Annotated in this window: 16 protein-coding genes; 6 read left to right on the top strand and 10 right to left on the bottom strand. The window is 69.0% G+C overall.

The genetic code is table 11. From position 1 onward, the window contains the following. Positions 1 to 119: 119 nt before the first annotated feature. Positions 120 to 2765 (top strand): glycosyl hydrolase 2 galactose-binding domain-containing protein, encoded by a 2646-nt coding sequence (locus tag ACRSBM_RS41730; protein ID WP_434452256.1) that lies wholly within the window; start codon positions 120 to 122, stop codon positions 2763 to 2765. On the opposite strand, the gene ACRSBM_RS41725 is transcribed toward ACRSBM_RS41730, so the two are convergent. Genes ACRSBM_RS41725 through ACRSBM_RS41715 form a run of 3 tightly spaced genes read right to left on the bottom strand, consistent with a single transcriptional unit; the run spans position 2758 to position 7616 of the window. Continuing rightward, entirely contained in the window at positions 2758 to 4557 is a 1800-nt protein-coding gene (locus ACRSBM_RS41725; RefSeq protein ID WP_434452254.1) for a glycoside hydrolase family 15 protein, read from the bottom strand. The genes ACRSBM_RS41730 and ACRSBM_RS41725 overlap by 8 nt on opposite strands. A 20-nt stretch (positions 4558 to 4577) precedes the next feature. Continuing rightward, complete coding sequence (locus ACRSBM_RS41720) at positions 4578 to 6743, bottom strand: putative bifunctional diguanylate cyclase/phosphodiesterase (RefSeq protein ID WP_434452253.1); 2166 nt, start codon at positions 6741 to 6743, stop codon at positions 4578 to 4580. 60 nt (positions 6744 to 6803) lie between these two features. Continuing rightward, positions 6804 to 7616, bottom strand: a complete 813-nt coding sequence (locus ACRSBM_RS41715; protein ID WP_434452251.1) for an SAM-dependent methyltransferase — start codon at positions 7614 to 7616, stop codon at positions 6804 to 6806. Positions 7617 to 7687: 71 nt separating this feature from the next. On the opposite strand from ACRSBM_RS41715, the gene ACRSBM_RS41710 reads away from it, so the two are divergent. Then, complete coding sequence (locus ACRSBM_RS41710) at positions 7688 to 8563, top strand: pentapeptide repeat-containing protein (RefSeq protein ID WP_434452249.1); 876 nt, start codon at positions 7688 to 7690, stop codon at positions 8561 to 8563. A gap of 871 nt (positions 8564 to 9434) precedes the next feature. On the opposite strand, the gene ACRSBM_RS41705 is transcribed toward ACRSBM_RS41710, so the two are convergent. Continuing rightward, the gene (locus ACRSBM_RS41705; RefSeq protein WP_434452247.1) at positions 9435 to 10328 is read right to left on the bottom strand and encodes a LysR family transcriptional regulator; all 894 of its coding nucleotides are present in this window, start codon (positions 10326 to 10328) and stop codon (positions 9435 to 9437) included. A 78-nt stretch (positions 10329 to 10406) separates the two neighbouring features. Between ACRSBM_RS41705 and ACRSBM_RS41700 the strand changes: the two genes are divergently transcribed. Both ACRSBM_RS41700 and ACRSBM_RS41695 read left to right on the top strand, forming a co-directional pair. After that, the gene (locus tag ACRSBM_RS41700) at positions 10407 to 11246 is read left to right on the top strand and encodes an aldo/keto reductase (RefSeq protein ID WP_434452246.1); all 840 of its coding nucleotides are present in this window, start codon (positions 10407 to 10409) and stop codon (positions 11244 to 11246) included. 42 nt (positions 11247 to 11288) lie between these two features. Then, entirely contained in the window at positions 11289 to 12080 is a 792-nt protein-coding gene (locus ACRSBM_RS41695; RefSeq protein WP_434452245.1) for a lysozyme, read from the top strand. A gap of 92 nt (positions 12081 to 12172) precedes the next feature. Here the strand turns inward: ACRSBM_RS41695 and purL are convergent, their stop codons facing one another. The 4 genes from purL to ACRSBM_RS41675 all read right to left on the bottom strand — a co-directional run bounded on the left by purL (position 12173) and on the right by ACRSBM_RS41675 (position 16104). Then, on the bottom strand, positions 12173 to 14428 hold the full coding sequence (gene purL, locus ACRSBM_RS41690) for a phosphoribosylformylglycinamidine synthase subunit PurL (RefSeq protein ID WP_434452243.1): 2256 nt from the start codon (positions 14426 to 14428) through the stop codon (positions 12173 to 12175). Further along, positions 14425 to 15096, bottom strand: coding sequence for a phosphoribosylformylglycinamidine synthase subunit PurQ (purQ, locus tag ACRSBM_RS41685; RefSeq protein WP_434452242.1), 672 nt, complete (start codon positions 15094 to 15096; stop codon positions 14425 to 14427). The genes purL and purQ overlap by 4 nt, the downstream gene beginning before the upstream one ends. Continuing rightward, positions 15093 to 15332 (bottom strand): phosphoribosylformylglycinamidine synthase subunit PurS, encoded by a 240-nt coding sequence (purS, locus tag ACRSBM_RS41680; protein WP_030465889.1) that lies wholly within the window; start codon positions 15330 to 15332, stop codon positions 15093 to 15095. The genes purQ and purS overlap by 4 nt, the downstream gene beginning before the upstream one ends. A 232-nt stretch (positions 15333 to 15564) precedes the next feature. Then, positions 15565 to 16104 carry a hypothetical protein gene (locus ACRSBM_RS41675; protein ID WP_434452240.1) on the bottom strand — a complete coding sequence of 180 codons (540 nt, stop codon included), beginning with the start codon at positions 16102 to 16104 and terminating at the stop codon, positions 15565 to 15567. A gap of 115 nt (positions 16105 to 16219) precedes the next feature. Between ACRSBM_RS41675 and ACRSBM_RS41670 the strand changes: the two genes are divergently transcribed. Further along, complete coding sequence (locus ACRSBM_RS41670) at positions 16220 to 17200, top strand: NAD-dependent epimerase/dehydratase family protein (RefSeq protein WP_434452238.1); 981 nt, start codon at positions 16220 to 16222, stop codon at positions 17198 to 17200. Here the strand turns inward: ACRSBM_RS41670 and ACRSBM_RS41665 are convergent. After that, positions 17184 to 18314 carry a trypsin-like serine peptidase gene (locus ACRSBM_RS41665; RefSeq protein ID WP_434452236.1) on the bottom strand — a complete coding sequence of 377 codons (1131 nt, stop codon included), beginning with the start codon at positions 18312 to 18314 and terminating at the stop codon, positions 17184 to 17186. The genes ACRSBM_RS41670 and ACRSBM_RS41665 overlap by 17 nt on opposite strands. A gap of 66 nt (positions 18315 to 18380) precedes the next feature. Between ACRSBM_RS41665 and ACRSBM_RS41660 the strand changes: the two genes are divergently transcribed. Continuing rightward, complete coding sequence (locus tag ACRSBM_RS41660; protein ID WP_434452235.1) at positions 18381 to 19004, top strand: MBL fold metallo-hydrolase; 624 nt, start codon at positions 18381 to 18383, stop codon at positions 19002 to 19004. On the opposite strand, the gene ACRSBM_RS41655 is transcribed toward ACRSBM_RS41660, so the two are convergent. Next, a complete protein-coding gene (locus ACRSBM_RS41655; RefSeq protein ID WP_434452233.1) occupies positions 18967 to 19617 on the bottom strand; it encodes a DUF2334 domain-containing protein in 651 nt (216 codons plus the stop codon). The two genes, ACRSBM_RS41660 and ACRSBM_RS41655, sit on opposite strands and share 38 nt — an antisense overlap.

Here is a 19617-nt window from a genome sequence, read left to right as displayed (position 1 = left end):
AGGGTGGCGAACGGCATGGTTCGCGTCACCCGTAAGCCGCCTTGCCCGCGAACACTGGAAAAGGAAACCTTCTTTACGGTACCCCGAAGCGCCGCCGCCCCGATGCGTCGAGGAGCGACATGCTGCGCAACCGACCACTGCCGACACTGGTCGTGGCGGCGGTGGGCCTGGCCCTGCTGGTACCGGGCACCTCAGCCAACGCGGGGCCCGTCCCCGGCACGGGAGCGGCGCTCGAGGTGGCCGCCCGCCCCGGAACGACCTCCACCATCCCGGACTGGCGCATGCAGAGCAGCGCCACCGCCACGCAGAACGGGGACGTGATCTCCGGTCCGTCCTACTCGGACTCCGGCTGGCTGACCGTGCCCGCGCGGTCCACCGTGATGGCCGGCCTGATCGCCAACGACAGGTACCCGGACGTCAACCACTCGGAGAACCTCAAGCAGGTCGACCCGGACGACTTCAAGGTGCCGTGGTGGTACCGCAAGGTCTTCCAGGCGGACCCGCGGCCGGGCGTCAACACGTTCCTCAAGCTCAACGGCGGCATCATCGCGCGCGGCGAGATCTGGTTGAACGGCACCAAGGTCGCGGGGACCGACACCGTGGTCGGCGCGTACCCGACGCACGAGTTCGACGTGACCTCGTTGCTGCGCAAGGGCGACAACGCGCTGGCGATCAAGGCGTCGCCGTCTGACCCGCAGAACGACCTGCTGATCCACTTCATCGACTGGGCGCAGCTGCCGCCCGACCGCAACCAGGGCATCTTCCGCGACGTGCAGTTCACGCCGAGCGGCCCGGTCTCGCTACGCAACCCGCGCGTCGACTCCGACCTGCCGCTACCGAGCCTGAGCAGCGCGAAGATCATCACCAAGGTCGACGCGCGCAACAACACCGGCGCCGCTGTCACCGCCGACGTCACCGCGACCGTCGCGGGCCAGGTGCTCCGGCAGCAGGTGCGGCTCGCCGCGCACCAGACTCGGACCGTCACGTTCTCCCAGGACCTGCGCAACCCGCAGGTGTGGTGGCCGTTCCAGATGGGCGCGCAGCCGCTCTACCTGGCCTCGCTCACCGCGACCGTCGGCACGGCCGCGTCCGACACGGCGAAGACGACCTTCGGCGTCCGCGAGGTCACGTCGGGCATCCGCGGCAGCGGTCGTCAGTTCACGATCAACGGCAAGCCGTTCCTGGTCCGCGGTGGCGGCTGGGCGTCGGACCTGTTCCTGCGCACCGACCTGCGCTACATCGAGGACCAGCTCGACCTCGTCAAGGCGATGGGCATGAACACCATCCGCCTGGAGGGCAAGCCCGAGAACGACGAGCTGTACGACATGGCGGACCGCAAGGGCATCATGCTGCTCACCGGCTGGGAGTGCTGCTCCAAGTGGGAGAAGTACGACACGTTCGACGCGGAGGACAACCGTGTCGCCGGTGAGTCCGCGGAGAGCGAGGCCAGGCGCATCCGCAACCACCCGAGCATGATCGGCTTCCTGATCGGCTCCGACGCCGCTCCCGGCGCCGGCCTCGAGAAGATCTACCTCGACGCTCTCCGGCGGGCCGAGTGGAACCTGCCGATCATCTCGTCGGCGAAGAACATCGGCTCTCCGCAGCTCGGGAACCCCGGCATGAAGATGGAAGGCCCGTACTGGTGGGAACCGCCGGTCTACTGGTTCACCAAGCAGAAGGGCGGCGCGGCGGGCTTCGCGTCCGAGATCGGCCCCGGCGCCACGATCCCGGAGATGGACGAGCTGAAGAAGTTCCTGTCCCAGGGTGAGATCAACAAGCTGACCGACTACAACGCGACGCAGTACCACCTGTCGCCGTCGTCGACGTTCAACAAGCTCAGCTTCTGGGGCACCGCACTCGACCACCGCTACGGCAAGCCCACCGGCGTCGAGGACCTCGTCCGCAAGGCGCAGCTCGCGAACTACGAGACGAACCGCGCGCAGTTCGAGGCGTTCGGCGACAACTTCAACGACTCCACCAACCCGTCCACGGGCGTCATCTACTGGATGCTCAACAACGCGTGGCCGACGCTGTACTGGCACCTGTACGACTACTACCTCGCCACGGCGGGTTCGTACTTCGGCGCCAAGACCGGTCTACGGCCGTTGCACGCCCAGTACTCCTACGACGACAAGTCGCTGGCCGTGATGAACACCAGCTTGCAGAACGCGACCAACCACAAGTTGCAGATCACGCTGTTCAATCTCGACGGCACACAGAAGGCCGACGAGACGCGCAACGTGAACGCGACGGCCAACGGGCCGACCAAGGTCGGCACGCTGCCGCAGCCGTCCGGGCTGTCGACGACGTACTTCGTGCGGCTGCTGCTCAAGGACGCGGCCGGCACCGTCGTCGACCGCAACGTCTACTGGTTGTCCACCAAGGCCGACACGCTGAACTACGGCGCCTCCACCTGGTACCACACGCCGCAGTCCGGTTACGCGGATCTCAAGGGGCTCAACACGTTGAAGCCCGGCACGGTGTCGTCCACGGTGTCCACGGCGTCCGCGGGTCCCGACCAGCAGGTGACCACCGTGACGCTGAGGAACACCGGCGACACCGTGGCGTTCTTCGTGCGGGCGTCGCTGCGCAAGGGCCAGGGCGGCGCCGAGGTGCTGCCGACGCGGTGGAGCGACAACTACGTGACGCTGTGGCCGGGCGAAACCCTGACGCTCAAGGCCGAGTACCGGTCCTCGTCGCTCGGGGCCGCCCAGCCCGTCGTGGAGGTCTCCGGCCACAACGTGGCCAGGAGGTCCGTCAGCTGAGGTAGCGCTGGACGACGACGGACGGTCGCTCGACCGGCTCGCCCCGGTCGAGCGACCACGCCAGCCGCACGTACTGCGCGTGCGTCCAGGCGAGCGGGGTGGCGGAGGTGGTGCCCCGGCCGTTCCACACCTGTTCGGGCAGCATGAGGCCGCTGTTCGCGGTGGCCGCGATCTCACGCAACCGCTGGGCGGCAGTGCGCTTGGCGCCGTTGAGCAGCTCGTACTCGCCGCGTTCGCCGCTCAGCAACGGCCACAGTCGGCCGTACGTCCTGGTCGGCGTCGGCCAGTTGATGCCCCACGGCCTGCCGTCCGCCGTCTCGCCGTAGCCGTCCTGCGTGAACCGGTGCCAGTAGCCCTGTTCCTTCAGCTGCTGGTCGACGACGGTGACGGTGTTGCGGACGACGGGGTCGTCGGCGCGCTTCACGCCGAGCCGCACCAGTTCGAGGAAGCTCGGGTCCACGACCGCGCGCTGGTCGATGTCGGTGGGGTTGTTGTCGCCCAGGTTGTACCTGGTGCCCTGGTCGGGTTCTCCATCCTTGGTGACGCGCAGGTAGTAGGGCTTGGGCTCGTACGGCCCGGTCCTCGTCGCGGTCCAGCCCTCCACCTGCCGTTGCCACTCGTCGGCGGCGGCGAGGTAGCGGTCGGCGTTCTCCCCGGTGCGCCGCAGGAGGTCCGCGAAGCACACCAGGCCGGCGACGACCGAGGCGATCGTGGCGGGCGAGTAGCCGTCCTGGTTCTCCCACCGCTCCTGTTCGCTGAACGGCGAGTCCGGGTAGCTCAGCAGGTAGTCGGCTGACCGGCGCAGGGCGTCCACTGTGGACTGGTCGTGCCGGTCCAGGTGCCAGGCGAGCAGGAGCGGCGCCGCGGTCTGGTCGAGCTGGACCTTGGTCCACACCGGGGTGCCGTCGACCCGCGTGTTCTGCGGCAGGTGGCCGTCCGGTTCCTGTTGCTCGCGCAGCATGAAGTCCAGCGACCGCCCGGCGAACCCGCGGTCTCCGGCCGCGATCATGGCCGTGGACACGTGGTACAGGTCGCGCGGCCACACCAGCGCGTACGGGCCGAGCTCCGGCGCCAGCTCCCGGTCGAACCCGAAGGCCCACGGGAAGCTCGGCGACGCGATCGACGCGCCGGGATGCCTCTTGTCCTCGGTCGCCGCCAGCACCATCACGGACATGTCGTAGAGCCGCCGGTCCGCGGACCTCGGGCGCTTCAGGCCGTCCAGGTAGGCGCGCCAGCCCCGCGCGTACTCCCGTGCCGCCGCACCGAACCCGCGGTCCAGCGCGGCCTGCGTGACGCCGTCGCCGAACCCGACCGCGAACGTGCCGTGCGCGCGCCGAACCGGTTCGGTGGGCAACGTGGTGCCAACGGAACTTCCGGCCTTCATCGGCACGTGGTCAATCGACAGCCGGACCGGGCGCTGCGCCGTGAGCTGCACGTCCGCGAGCACGGCCGGCCGCTGCGGATCGGTCACGTAGGTGATCACGGCCCGCCACCCGTCGCCGCGCAGGTGCTGCCGGAACGTGAGCGACCTGTCGTCGGCGGGTTCGGTGCGCGCCTGACCGGGCTCGCCGTCGACCAGCAGCCGCGTCTCGCGGGTCGCGGGTGTGCTCAGGTCGGGGTGGAAGATCTCGGAGAGCCCCTGGTGGCCGAGTGTGAACCAGACGGGGCTCGCCGCGGACCTGGCCGTACCGAACGCCTGCTTGTCGGCGGGCAGCGGGACGACCTCCTCGGCGGCGTGGACGGCCGGAGTCATCGCGGCGAGCAGGAGCACGACGAGCGCCAGGGGTTTCATGGCACTCGGAGTTCCCCGAGCTAGAGATCACCACGCAACAGGCTGTCGATGTTCTCCGGCGGACCGGGCCGAGCGAAGAACCACCCCTGCCCGGTGTCGCACCCCAGCCGCAGCAACCGCGCGGCCTGAGCCGGCGTCTCCACGCCCTCGGCCGTGACCCCCAACGAGAGAGCGTGCGCCAACTGGACCAGGGTCGCCACGATCTGCGAGTCGACCGGGTCCTCCTCGTTCTCGGCGCGCAGGCCCTCCATGAACGAGCCGGCGATCTTCAGCTCGTGCACTGGCAGGTGCTTGAGGTACGCGAGGTTCGAGTAGCCGGTGCCGAAGTCGTCGATCGCGATGCGCACACCCATGTCGCACAACGCCCGCAGCGCTTCCAGCGGTTCGTCGGCGGTGCCCATGATCGCCGACTCGGTCAGCTCCAGCTGCAGGTGGTGTGGTGGCAGCCCGCACTCGTCCAGGATCCGCTTGACGTCTCGGACCAGCTCGGGGTCGCGGGACTGCCGCACGGCGAGGTTCACCGACACGAACGGGGCCGCGTCGTCGAACTCCTCCAGCCAGCGCCTGGCCTCCTCGCACGCCTTGCGCAGCACCCACCGGCCCAGCGGGACGATGAGGCCGGTCTCCTCGGCCAGCTCGATGAACCGGTCGGGCGCGAGCCGGCCGAACTCCGGGTGCTGCCAGCGCACCAGGGCCTCGACACCGGTGACCTTCGAGTCCTCCAGGCGCACCAGCGGCTGGTACTCGACGTAGAACTCGCCGCGTTCCAGGGCTCGCGGCATCGTGGCGGACAGGGTGAACCTGGCGACCTCGCGCGCGTTGCGCTCCGGGTCGTACAACGCCCAGCGCGCCTTGCCGTCCGCCTTCGCCCAGTACAGCGTGATGTCCGCGTCGCGCATGAGGTCCGCCGACGTGGTGCCGGACAGCTGCCGTTCGACGATGCCGATCGACGCCGACACGGACAGCTCGTGGCCCGCGATGCGGATCGGCGCCTCCAGCTCGGTCAGCACCCGGTCCGCGACGTCCACGATGTCCTGCTCGCCGGACGAGCCCTCGACCAGGATCACGAACTCGTCGCCGCCCATCCGTGCGACGAGCTTGCCCTCGCCGGACACCGAGTGGTCGAGCCGGCGGCCGACCTCGACCAGGAGCTGGTCGCCCGTGTCGTGGCCCAGCGAGTCGTTGATGACCTTGAAGCCGTCCAGGTCGAGGTAGCAGAGGCCGGCCCGGACGTGCTTGGCGCGGTTGTTGAAGACGCGGCCGAGCCGTTCGAGGAACAGCGCACGGTTCGGCAGGCCGGTCAGGGGGTCGTGCAGGGCCTGGTAGCGCAGCCGGTTCTGCAGCAGGTGCCGGTCGGTGACGTCCTCGATCATCGCGACCTGGTACTGCGGCTCGCCGTGGTCGTCGCGGACCAGCGACAACGTGAGGTGCGTCCACACCTGCTCGCCGTCGGCGCGGTGGAAGCGCTTCTCGGCCCGGTAGTGGTCGCACTCGCCCGCGATGAGCTGGTCGTAGAGCCGCCACACGCTGCCCGCGTCCTCGGGGTGCATGAGGTCGCGCACGTTGTACTGGCGCATCTCCTCGACGCTGAACCCGAGCATGTCCTGCAGGGCCTGGTTGACGTCGAGGATCCGGCCGTCGATGTCGGCGATGCCGATGCCGATCGCGGCCTCGGTGAACATCGCGCGGAACCGGGCCTCCGAGGCCCGCAGCATCGACTCCGCCTGGTCACGGGCGTCCAGCACGGCCGCCCTGATCGCCTCCTGCTCGGCGAGCGTGCGTTCCCGCAGCGCGCGGGCGTACCCGGCGGCCAGCGCGCCCTGCAGTGCCGCGAGGCGGGAGGTCAGGTGGTCGTCGCCGGGGAAGCCGAGGTCGGCCAGCAGGTCGTCGCCGAGCAGCTGGATGGTGCGGCCGAGCGTGTCCGTGCCGGTGAAGTGGGCGTCGACCAGCCGGGAGCCGATCTCGTAGCCGGGTGCCGTGCGGAACGGGCTCGCGAACAGCGCCTCGACCAGCAGCTCGGTGAGGTCCTGCAGGTGCTGCGCCACCTCGGCGCGGGTCATGGGGACGTAACTCGACCCGATGACGGCTGTGGCCCAGCTGCGCGCGAACGCCTCGGCACCGGCCAGTACGGCCGGGCCCAAAGGAGAGCGATCGTCACGCACTCGCTGGTCAACCCGTTCGGTCATCTTCTCGGCCCTAACGCCACGAACGCGCAGCATACGGGCGGTTGCCGTCCGGAGTCATCTCTACGCCTTCCGGCCCAACGCGGCGAAGCCCGGGAAACGCTTACCCGACTTCTCCACGTCGTCCTGCGACTCCGGGTGCCAGGCGGGCACGCGCACCACACCGGGCTCGACCAGCTCGAATCCACCGAACAGGTGAGTGATCTCGGTCCTGTCGCGCAGCGTCATCCGCGTGACCTGCCGGTCGTAGATCTTGCGCGCCTCGCGCGACGCGTCCGTCTCCTCATCCGCCTCGTAGCCGGCGTGCGAGATCGCCAGGAAGCTGCCGGGAGCGAGCCGGTCGCGATAGCCGCCGATGATGCCCCACGGGTCCTCGTCGTCCGAGACGAAATGCAGCAGCGCGATCATCAGCACGGCGACCGGCTCGTCGAAGTCGAGCTGCTTGGCGACCTCGGGCGAGGCGAGGACGTTCCCGAAGTCGCGGACGTCGGCCTGCAGCACGCTGACGTGGCCGTTGCCGTTCAGCAGCGACCGGCTGTGCGCGACGGCGACCGGGTCGATGTCGACGTAGACGATCCTGGCCTCGGGGTCGACGGCCTGCGCGATCTCGTGCACGTTGCCGACGGTCGGGATGCCGGAGCCGAGGTCGAGGAACTGCCGGACGGCCCGGCCGAGCAGGTGGCGCACGGCCCTGCGCAGGAACGCGCGGTGGTTCAGGACCACGGTGCGCAGCTCGGGCATGGTCTCCAGGGTCTTCTGCGCGACGGCCCGGTCCGCTGCGAAGTTGTGCGCGCCGCCCAGCCAGTAGTCGTACACCCGCGCCACGCTGGGCCGCTCCAGGTCGATGTCCCCCGGCGCCCAGTTGGGCCGCTCCACCCGCTCACCTCACCCAGGTTCGGACCGTTCCGGCCCATCATGCACCCGCCCCTTGGCAGAATGCCGCTCTCGTGAGGAAAAGTTTGCTGCTGTCGACCATTCTCGCCTCCATCGGTGCGTTTCTGCTGGTCGGCGGCGCTTTGTTGCTCGTGGACCCCGGCGCGCCCAAGCACGAGGCGATCAAGACCGGCGGTCTCGCGGGTGGCGCGATCGTCGCGTTGTACGCCCTGTGGCTCAACGACCGGCGGCGCAGGGTCGAGGAGGCCCGCCAGGAGCTCGAGAGCCAGCGCATCGAGCACGACAGGTCCCGCGTGGCCGACGAACGGTTCGCGCGTGCCGTCGAGCTGCTGGGTCACGAGACGGCCCAGGTGCGGGTGGGCGCGCTGCACGCGCTGGCAGGCCTCGCGAAGTCCAGGGTCGAGTACACGCAGACCGTTCTCGACATCCTCTGCGCGTACCTGCGCCGGCCGTTCAAGAGGTCGCGCGACAGCGACGCGGACGCCGTCGAGGACGAGCTGGAGGTCCGGCTCACCTCACAACGGCTGATCGAGGACCTGTTGCCGCGCATCGAGGAGAAGGATCCGGTGCGCTACGACCTCAACCTCACCAAGGCGCACCTCGAGTACATGGACCTGTCGTACCGGCAGGTCGGCGACCTGGTCCTGCGGGTCGCGCGCCTGAACGAGTCCAACGCGTTCCACCACATGGTGGTCCACGGCGACGTCTACCTCACCGACGCCGACGTGACCGGCCGGTTGTACCTGCACCACAGCGAGTTCCGCCGCAAGGCGTGGTTCAGCAGGGTCAAGGTGCGCCAGCTCGCGGTGTTCACCGAGTCGAAGTTCCTGGGCGAGACCAAGTTCGCGAACTCGGAGTGGGCGGACGTGAAGGCGGACGGCTGTACGTTCGCGGTGGAAGCCGATCTTCCGGAAGCGTGGAGGAACTGACGTGCGCTGGCTTGCCGCGGTGTTGCTGGCCGCGATCGTGACGGTGGGGACCGGCGTCGCGCTGTACCTCGTCAAAGCCCCCGCCATCGAACTGGTGAAGACCGCCGGGGTGGCCGGCGGCGCCATCGTCGCGCTGTACGCGTTGTGGCTCAACGACCGCAAGCACGAACTGGAGGGCGAGAAGGTCGCCGACGAGCGGTTCTCGCGGTCGGTCGAACTGCTCGGCAACGAGGCCGACCAGGTGCGGGTGGGCGCGATGCACGCGCTGGCGTGGCTCGCGAGGTCGACGCCCCGCTACCGGCAGACCGTGATCGACGTGCTGTGCGCCTACCTGCGCCGTCCCTTCGAGCACCCCGCGTACCAGGCCAGGCCCGAGGATCCCGACCAGGACTTCGGCGAAGTCCCCGAGGAGATCCGCCGGGAGCACCAGGTCCGGCTGACCGCGCAACGGTTGATCAAGGACACCCTGTCGTGGGGGAAGAAGCGCAGGCACGAGCACTGCAACCTGGACCTGACCGGCGCGGTGCTCGAGTACTTCTCGCTGGACGGCAGGCACGTCAACCGGTTCGTCGCCCGGCGCGCGCAGTTCTACGGCATCACGAACCTGCGCAACGTCCACGTGCAGAGCGTGACACTGTTCTCCGGCGGGGCGTTCCACGGCAGGCTGGAGATGGAGAACGGCAGGTTCGAGGGCGGGATCTCCTTCCAGGAGGTGACGTTCGCCGACCGGGTGGAGCTGAGCGACCCGAAGTTCGGCGTCGCCGAGGTCGGCAGGTTCTTCCACCCGTCGCCGCAGCCGCCCACTTCGGTGAAGGGCGAGCTGAAGGTGCTGGAGAAGACCGAGTTCCGCCGGCCCGCGACGGGCTGGCCGCTAACCGGCAGCACGGAGGCGGCCGGACTTGGCCTGAAGAACCAGGTCGAGCAGGACGCTCGCGGCGGCGCCGACGGTGTTGCCCGTGACGGCGACGGTCTCGGCAACGGGCGCGTCGCCGTGCAGGCCGACGAAGTGCGCGCGGTCGGTCTTGAGGGCGAAGGACTGCGGGACTAGCGCGACGCCGAGTCCGAAGGCGACGAAGTCGAGCAGTGAGTGCACGTCGTTGACCTCGACGGCGACGTGCCGCTCGACACCGGCGGCGGCGAGCGCGCGGTCGACCTCGTCGCGCGTGCCCCAGCCGGGGTTGAAGTCGGCGAACGACAGCCCGGACAACTCGGCGAGCGCGACGGATTCCCTTGCGGCGAACGGACTCTCCGGCGCGCACGCGAGCATGAGCGGTTCACTGGCCAGAGTGGACACCCGCAGATCGTCGGCGATCTTCGGCTGACGCGTGACGAACGCGACGTCGAGCCGGCCCGCGCGCACGTCCTCGACCAGCTCCGCGTTGCCGGACTGACGCATCCGGATCTCCACGCCGGGATGCCGCTCGTGGAACCGCGCCAGCACGGCCGGCAGGTGCACCACGTGCAGGCACTGCAGGCTGCCGACGGACAACGTGCCGCGCAGCAGGCCTTGGACGGCGGCGACCGCGTCCCTGGCCGACTCGACGCTGCCGAGCGCGCGCCGGGCCTGGGGCAGCAGCGCCCGCCCGGCCTCGGTCAGCTCGACCTGGCGGGTGGTGCGCAGGAACAGCGGCGCGCCGAGCTCCACCTCCAGCGCGCGGATCGACGCCGACAGCCCCGACTGCGCCACATGCAGGCGTTTGGCGGCCCTCGTGAAGTGGCACTCCTCGGCGGCCGCGACAAAGTACTCGAGCTGTCTGAGTTCCATCATTCATCACCCAAGCTGCTGAATGAGATCACTTCCTTGCGTTGGACAGCTTAATCAGAAGGGTCCAGAGTGGAAGGCATGCAGAAGCGTCGCATCGGAGAAGTGGAAGTCAGCGCCATCGGCCTGGGCGGCATGCCCATCTCCGTGCAGGGGAGGCCGGACCGCGCACAGGCGATCGAGACCATCCACGCCGCGCTGGACGCGGGCGTGACGTTCATCGACACCGCGGACGCCTACTCGCTCGACGACACCGACTTCGGCCACAACGAGTCGCTCATCGCCGAAGGGCTGCGGGGGCGTTCGGAAGAGGTGTTCGTGGCGACCAAGGGCGGCCACACCCGCGTGCCGGGTGGCGGCTGGGACCTCGACGGGCGCCCGGAGTACCTGCGCAAGGCAGTCGACGGGTCGTTGCGGCGGCTCGGTGTCGACCAGATCTTCCTGTACCAGTTCCACCGGCCCGACCCGAAGACGCCGATCGCGGAGTCGGTCGGCGCGCTGAAGGAGCTGCTGGACAACGGCAAGATCCGCTACGCCGGTGTCTCGAACTTCAACCCGGACGAGATCGTGCAGGCCAACGACATCCTGGGCGGACGGCTCGCGGCCGTGCAGAACCAGTTCTCGCCGCTGTTCCGGTCGAGCGAGCCGGAGCTGGAGCTGTGCGCGAAGCTCGGCATCGCGTTCCTGCCGTGGAGCCCGTTCGGCGGCATCGGCAAGGCGGGCGCGTTGGCCGGTCCGTTCAAGGAGGTCGGCGACGCCCACGGTGTGAGCGCCCACCAGGTCTGTCTCGCATGGATGTTGGCGAAGTCCGAAGTGGTGATCCCCATTCCGGGTGCCTCCCGGCCGGCGAGCATCCAGGATTCGGCCTCCGCCACCCACCTGGAGTTGACCGAGGACGAGTTGACCCGCCTGGACGGGTGATGATAGTAGAAAATTAGGACAAATGGTCGCACGATCTAGTCCATGCGGACCTTGATCAGCATCGTGGCGATCGTCGCCGGCATGGCGCCGGCGCCCGCGGCCGCGGCGCCCTTGCCCGAGGGCTCCGCGGACCACACGGCGGGTTCTCAGATCCTCAAGCACGAAGGCGCGGGCAACCTGCGGTCGGGGGAGTCACCGCCCACCGAGGGCAAGGTCCCCGGCATGGACGTGAGCAGCCACCAGGGCGACGTCGACTGGAAGTCCTCCTGGGACAAGGGCGCCCGGTTCGCCTACGTCAAGGCGACCGAGGGCACCCACTACCGGAACCCGAAGTTCACCCAGCAGTACACCGGTTCCTACGACATCGGCATGATCCGCGGCGCGTACCACTTCGCGCTGCCGGACCGCGCGAGTGGAACCGCACAGGCGAACTTCTTCGTCGACAACGGCGGCGGGTGGTCGCCCGACGGCAAGACGCTGCCGCCCGCGCTCGACATGGAGTACAACCCGTACGGCGAGTCCTGCTACAACCTGAACCAGGCGGCGATGACCGCGTGGGTGAAGGCGTTCAGCGACACGGTCTTCGCGCGCACGAAACGGCATCCGGTGATCTACACGTCCACGAACTGGTGGAACAAGTGCGTCGGCGGCTCGGTGAAGTTCGGCGACAACAATCCTTTGTGGATCGCGCACTACAGCTCGAAACTCGGGCCTCTCCCCGTCGGTTTCGACTTCCACACGATCTGGCAGTGGCAGGCCGCCGGCCTCTTCCCCGGCGACCAGAACCTCTTCAACGGCAGCTTCGCGCAGCTCCAGCGCATCGCCGCCAGCTGACCCTGTCGCCCGCGGCAGCAGCCGTCACGGGAACGCGGGGGCCCCGCGTTTCCCAGAAGGAAACGCGGGGCCCCCGCGTTACTTTTGAACAGCTAGTCGAACAGGGCGGGGAGGGTGGCCTCCCAGGCCTCGCGGAGCTCGTCGAGCGGGAGCGAGCCCAGGTCCTGGATCTCCAGGGCGTTCGACTCCGGGTCCACGACGCCGACCTTGCGCCACGGCAGAGCGCGCGCGGTGCACATGTCGGTGAAGCGCTGCTCCTCGGTGCGCGGCACGGCGACCAGCACGCGGCCCGCGGACTCGCTGAACAGCTCGGTGAACAGGTCACCGTCGAGGAACACCCGCGCACCCGTCTCGCCGACGAGGCACGTCTCGACCAGCGCCTGGGCCAGACCGCCCTCGGCGAGGTCGTGCGCGGCGGAGACCATGCCGTCACGGGAACCCGCGACGAGGACCTCGCCGAGCAGCTTCTCCCGCCGCAGGTCGGCCTTCGGCGGCAGACCGCCGAGGTGACCGTGGACGTGGTGCGCCCACTCCGACCCGCCGAACTCGGCCTTCGTCTCGCCGAGCAGCAGCAGCGTCTCGCCGGCCTCGGCCCCGATCCCGGTGGGGATGCGGCGCCGCACGTCGTCGATCACGCCGAGCACGCCCACGACCGGCGTCGGCAGGATCGCCGTGGAGCCGGTCTGGTTGTAGAAGCTGACGTTGCCGCCGGTCACCGGGATGCCGAGCTCCACGCAGCCGTCCGCGAGGCCCTTCACGGCCTGCTCGAACTGCCACATGACCGCCGGGTCCTCCGGCGAGCCGAAGTTGAGGCAGTTCGTGACGGCGACCGGCGTGGCACCGGTGGCACTCACGTTGCGGTAGGCCTCCGCGAGCGCCAGCTTCGCGCCCTCGTACGGGTCGAGCTTGGTGTAGCGGCCGTTGCAGTCCGTCGAGAGAGCGACACCGCGGTGCGTCTCCTCGTCGATCTGGATCATGCCGCCGTCGCTGGGCTGCGCCAGGACGGTGTTGCCGCGCACGTACCGGTCGTACTGCTGGGTGACCCACTTCTTGGAGGCCAGGTTGGGGCTGGCCGCCATGGTCTTGATCAGCTCCAGGACGTTCTCCGGCCTGGGCAGGCTGTCCGGCGTGTTCGCCTGCAGCTCGTCCTGGTCGGCCGGACGCTGGATCGGCCGGTGGTAGACCGGGCCCTCGTGGGCGACGGTGCGCGGCGGCACGTCCACGACGACCTCGTCGTGGTAGGTGATGACCAGACGGTCGCCTTCCGTCACCTCACCGATCTCGGTGGCGATGACGTCCCACTTCCGGCAGACCTCCATGAACGCCTCGACGTTCGCCGGCTCGACGACCGCGCACATGCGTTCCTGGGACTCGCTGGAGAGGATCTCCGCCGGGGTCATGCCCGTGGCCCGCAGCGGCACCCGCTCCAGCCACACGTGCATGCCACCGTCACCCGCGGACGCCAGCTCGCTCGTCGCGCAGGACAGGCCCGCGCCGCCGAGGTCCTGGATGCCGACGACGATGCCCTTCTCGAAGAGCTCGAGCGAGCACTCGATCAGCACCTTCTCGGTGAACGGGTCGCCGACCTGCACGCTCGGCAGCTTCTTGCGCTTGCCGGCGCTGTCGTCGAACGTCTCGCTCGCCAGCACGCTGACGCCACCGATGCCGTCGAGGCCGGTGCGCGCGCCGTAGAGGATGACCTTGTTGCCGGCACCGGACGCGTGCGCGAGGTGCAGGTCCTCGACCTTCATCGCACCGACGCACAGCGCGTTGACCAGCGGGTTGCCCTGGTACGACTCGTCGAACACGACCTCGCCGCCGATGTTCGGCAGGCCGAGGCAGTTGCCGTAGCCACCGACGCCCGCGACGATGCCGGGCAGCACGCGCCTGGTGTCCGGCGCGTCCGGCTTGCCGAACCGCAGCGGGTCCATGACCGCGAGCGGGCGGGCACCCATGGCGAGGATGTCGCGCACGATGCCGCCGACGCCCGTCGCCGCACCCTGGTAGGGCTCGACGTACGACGGGTGGTTGTGGCTCTCGACCTTGAACGTGACGGCCCAGCCGTCGCCGATGTCGACGACGCCGGCGTTCTCGCCGATGCCCGCGAGCATCTTGCTGCGCATCTCGTCGGTCGTGGTCTCGCCGAAGTACTTCAGGTGCACCTTGGACGACTTGTAGGAGCAGTGCTCGCTCCACATGACCGAGTACATCGCCAGTTCGGCGTCGGTCGGGCGGCGCTTCAGGATCTCCTTGATGCGCGCGTACTCGTCGTCCTTCAGGCCCAGCTCCTTGTAGGGCTGCTCCTGGTCGGGCGTGCTCTCGGCGTTCTTCACGGTGTCCACGGTCATGCCTTCACCACCGAGTCCAGCAGGGACAGGAACATCCCGAGTCCGTCGTCGGTCGGGCCGGTGAGCGCGTCGATGGCGTGCTCGGGGTGCGGCATGAGGCCGACGACGTTGCCCCTGGCGTTGGTGATGCCCGCGATGTTGTTGCGGCTGCCGTTCGGGTTCTCGCCGACGTACCGGAAGACGACCCTGCCTTCGCCTTCGAGGGTCTCGAGGGTTTGGGCATCTGCCTGGTAGCCGCCCTCGCCGGACTTCAGCGGCACGAGGATCTCGGCGCCTTGGTCGTAGCGGGTGGTCCACGCGGTCGAGTTGTTCTCGACCTTCAGCCACTGGTCGCGGCACACGAAGTGCAGCTTGTGGTTGCGGACGAGCGCGCCCGGCAGCAGGTGCGCCTCGGCGAGGATCTGGAAGCCGTTGCAGATGCCGAGAACGGGCATCCCCTTGTTCGCGGCCTCGATCACTTCCTGCATGACCGGCGCGAACCGCGCGATGGCACCGCACCGCAGGTAGTCACCGTACGAGAACCCACCGGGCACGACGACCGCGTCGACACCCTTCAGGTCGTGGTCACCGTGCCACAACGGCACGGCCTCCCCGTCCGCGTACCGGACGGCCCGCTGCGCGTCGACATCGTCGAGCGTGCCGGGGAAGGTGATGACACCGACCCTCATGCCTCGACCCTGCGCACGGTCCAGTCCTCGATCACGGGATTGGCGAGGAAGGTCTCAGCGATCTTGGCGAGCGTGGCGTCGTCGACGTCGTCGGCGACCTCCAGCTCGAAGTGCTTACCCTGGCGGACGGCGGTGATGCCGTCGAAGCCGAGGCGCGGCAGCGCGTTCGCCACCGCCTGGCCTTGGGGGTCGAGAATTTCGGGCTTCGGCATGACGTCGACGACGACTCGGGCCACGACAGACTGCTCCCGGGTTTGAGGGGGCTGGCGGTACTCGGGGAGCCTACCTGACCTGGGTGTTCATCAACTCGACAGGTGTTCGGAGGCACATCTTCACCGGGTTTCACCATCGGGTGAACGCCCTTGCCATGGTTTGGCGGTTTGGTAATCTGGTGTCAGCTTCGGCCCGTAAGCCGGAGAAGTGAGCACGGTGCCCGTCCGGACGGTCGGCCGCCGTGCTTCGCGCTTTCTAGGGCGATCGCGTGTCGATGACGTCGCCGATCAGCGGGCGAACTCGGCGCAGCCAGTCGCCGCCGGCGCCGTAGCACCAGGCAACGATGTCCGGGATCCACAGCAACGGATCGTTCTCGCTGGGCAGGTGCTCGTAGAACAGGCCCGTCCCCCATGAGGACTGGCCGAGAGCCCTGCGGATGGTCAAGAGGTCGTTGTCGTCGCGGACTTCACGACTGTCGAACACCAACCGGGTGACTCCGAGCTTCCGCAGGTCATCGGTCAGCCTGGCGACGCAGGTCTGCCTCGCCCGTTCCTCACCGTTGCGGCAGCACGCGAGATAGACGTCGACATGGATAGCGGCCGGCACCAGAGCGGAAAGGATCTGCTTACGTCGGGCCGGGGTCTCCTTCTTGAAATGCAGCTCTCGCTGGTTCGGCATGCGCAGACCCATGAGCAGCTTGCGCAGTGGGCTCAGCTCACGGGGGTCGATCACGGCCGCAGCCAGCAGGTACGTGTTGTTTCGCCGCGACTCGTCGACGAAGGCGTGCAGACTCACGGAACGTTCATCGGGCGGACCCGAACGACGCTGTAAGAAGTCCAGCCGATCGAGGCGTTACGCCGAAAGCGGAGAACGGTGGCACTTCCGCCGCATCGCACGGATGCTGGAGATCATGAAGATCCTGGTGCTCGGCGGAACCGTGTTCCTCAGCAAGGCGATCACGGCGGAGGCCCTCCGCCGGGGCCACGACGTGGTGTGCGCGGCCCGGGGCGCTTCCGGCGTCGTGCCGGAGGGAGCCACGCTCGTCCAGGTCGACAGGAACAGACTCGGCGCGTTCGACCAGCTCGCCGGCGAGCAGTTCGACGCCGTTGTCGACGTGTCCAAGTACTCGGTGAACTGGGTGCGGGACGCGCTGGAGGCGTTCGGGCCGACGACGCCGCACTGGACGTTCGTGTCCAGCATCTCGGTCTACGCGGATCACTCGACGAGCAGCGACGAGCTGCTGCCGCCGCTGGAGGACGACCCGGCGGCGGAGTTCACGTCGGAGCGGTACGGCAGCGTCAAGGTGGCCAGCGAGAACGCCGTCCGGGAGGCCATGGCGGGGCGGGAGTTCGTCGTCCGCGCCGGGCTCATCACCGGGCCGGACGACCCGAGCGACAGGTTCGGGTACTGGCCCGCGCGGATGGCTCGGGGTGGGCGCGTGGCCGTGCCGGACAGTCCTGACCTGGGGTTCCAGCACATCGACGTGCGGGATCTGGCGCAGTGGATCGTGTTCGCGGCCGAGGAGCGGGTCACCGGCACGTACGACTCGACCGGGCCTGCCATGCCGTTCCAGATGGCCATCGGCGAGATCGCGGGGGCGACCGCGCCGCCGGGAACGCAGCTCGTTCCGGTCCCCGAGAGCGTGCTGAAGCAGCTGGAGATCAACCCGTGGGCCGGGCCGCGGTCGCTGCCGCTGTGGCTGCCGCGGGAGTGGGCCAAGATGGTCGGCCGCGACGTGAGCAACGCGCTGGCGAACGGGTTGCGGACCAGGCCGCTGGCCGAGACCGCGCTCGACTCGCTGGAGTACGAACGCGGCCTCGGGCTGGACCGGCTCCGCAGGGCCGGGCTCACTCAGCAGGAAGAGGAAGAGCTACTTACAGCAGTGAGTTGATCTGCGCGGCGACGAGGTCGATGCGCACGCCCTGGTTCGGGCAGCCGCCGTAGTGGTGAAGGCCGATCACCTTGTTCGTGCGCCTCGACAGCACCGGCGAACCGGACGAGCCGCCTTCGGTGTCGCACATGTAGCTGATGTCGGACTGCGACGAGCTGCCGTTCACGCGCACCGCGCGCACGGAGCAGTAGCCGCCGCCGTTGGTGTTGTCGCGCAACGACAACTTCTTCAGCTTCCCGGCCGGGTGGCCGATGATGTACATCTCCTCACCCACGGCCGGAACGCGCGCGTCCAGCTCGAGGTAGCCGAACGAGCTGATGGCCGAGAAGTTGTTCACGGTGAAGAGGGTGTAGTCCAGCGCGGCGTTCGTGCGCAGGACCTGGGCCGCCAGCACCTTGGTCGTCGGCGCCGACGAGGTGCCGCCGCAGGTCGGGCACTGGTAGTTGAACCACACCTCGATGCCGGTGGTGCTGGTGAAGCAGTGGTTGTTGGTCAGCAGGCGGTTGTTGGGGCCGACGCGCCACGCCGTGCACAGCGAACTGCCGTTGCGCAGCAGCTTCGCGACGGACCTGGTCCGGCCGAACTCGGTCGGGTTGCTGGACTGGTAGCAGACCGCGTCCCGGTAGTCGTTCGTGCCGCAGATGCTCTGCACGGACGGCTGCGAGGACATCTCAGCCTCGGTATAGCCGCGCGTGATCTTGTCGATCCGCACGCGCGACAGCGGGTTCGTCACCGAGACCACCGCGCGGGAGCCCGTGATCGACATGGCCCAGAAGCCTGTCGCGTCGGGGGTGGCGGTCAGGGAGGACTTCAGGTCTCTGGTGTACGTGTACTTCTCGGTGCCGTCAGGACTCGACACCGTGAGCACGTCGCCGGGCAGGATCCGGAGGTCGGTGAAGTGGATCTTCACGTACCCGGAGCCCGGCCTGTCGACCACGGTTGAAAGGGACTTTCCACCCACGCGGACCGAAACCGACTCCTCGGTGCCGATCTCCTGCGACTGGGGCTGCTGCGCCTCAGCCTGGGCAGGTGTAGAGGTGGTGGTAGCAGGGACGAAGGACGTCATCGGCAGGGCGAGCGCCAGTGCCGTGAGGAGTTGCAGGGTTTTCCTCATGCTCTTTGATACTTCCGACGTCACCTGACCGTGTCAGCCCGCCAAACGTTGGTAATGGAGGAATTCGTGCATCTTGTCCACTTCGGTCATGCCTGCGTGCTTGTCGACACGGGAACCAGCCGCATCCTGATCGATCCCGGCACGTTCTCCACCGGGTTCGAGGAGCTGACGGACCTGGACGCGGTGCTCATCACGCACCAGCACTTCGACCACGTCGACGCCGAGAAGCTGCCGGCGCTGCTCAAGGCCAACCCGCGGGCGCGGCTGATCGTGGACGAGGGCACGGCGCCGAGCGTCGAGAACCCGGCCGTCGCGCGGCCCGGTGACACCTTCAAGGTCGGCGGCACGACGGTCAGGGTCACCGGCGGACAGCACGCGCTGATCCACGAGGACATCCCGATCGTGCCGAACGCCGCCTACGTGATCGACGACGGCGCGTTCTACCACCCCGGCGACTCGCTGTTCATGCCGGACGAGGACATCGACGTGCTCGGGCTGCCCGCGGGCGCGCCGTGGCTGCGCACCGGCGAGGCGGTCGACTTCATGCGCGCCGTCCAGCCGCGCGTCGCCGTGCCGATCCACGAGAAGACGCTCGCGAGCCCGCAGATGGCCGTCCGGTTCTTCGACCTGCTGAAGCCGGAGGGCACCGAGGTCAGGCTGCTGACGCCTGGCGAGGCGACGGCAGTCTGACGTAGGTGGTCGGTGTGGCGTCGTGGGCCAGTGCGATGTCCACGGCGTCGAGCACGGCCTGCCGCGCACCGGGCCGGTGCAGGTCACGGGCGTCGACGGTGATCCGGGTCAGGCCACCCCGGCGCGCGGACCGGGCCGTCGCGTAGACCAGCGCCAGCGACCGGAGCTCACCGAAGCTGCTGCGCTCGGTCAACGCGTGCAGGCGGCCGAGCGTCGCGAGCCCGCTGCCGACCTCCCGGACGGCGTGCGCGTCGGCGCAGCGGTGGAAGTTGTGCTTGGCCAGCGCGAGCAACGTTCCGGGCGACGCCACGCAACGCCGTGGCGCGAACGTGTCGGCATTGAGCCCGATAGCGTCCATCTGTACGCGGGCGCCCATCAACAACAACCCCGCCTCGTAGGCGGGCAACCGCCGTTGGCCGAGTCCGTGGAGCACGACGGCGTCGCCGAGCGCGGCGCGCTGCCGCACCCATTCCTGCGCCCCGCCGAGCTCGCGAGGAACCACGAGCAGCGACAACGGCACCTGCCGCGGCTGCAGGGCCGCGGCGAGATCAGCGCATCGGTCGAGTGTCTGCGGACCGATGCCGGACAGTGAGACCACGAGCTGTGAGTGCAC

It is taken from the genome of Lentzea xerophila (genome assembly GCF_051094245.1).
GTDB classification, from domain to species: Bacteria; Actinomycetota; Actinomycetes; order Mycobacteriales; family Pseudonocardiaceae; genus Lentzea; species Lentzea xerophila.
This window is presented reverse-complemented; position numbering and strand designations above follow the sequence as displayed.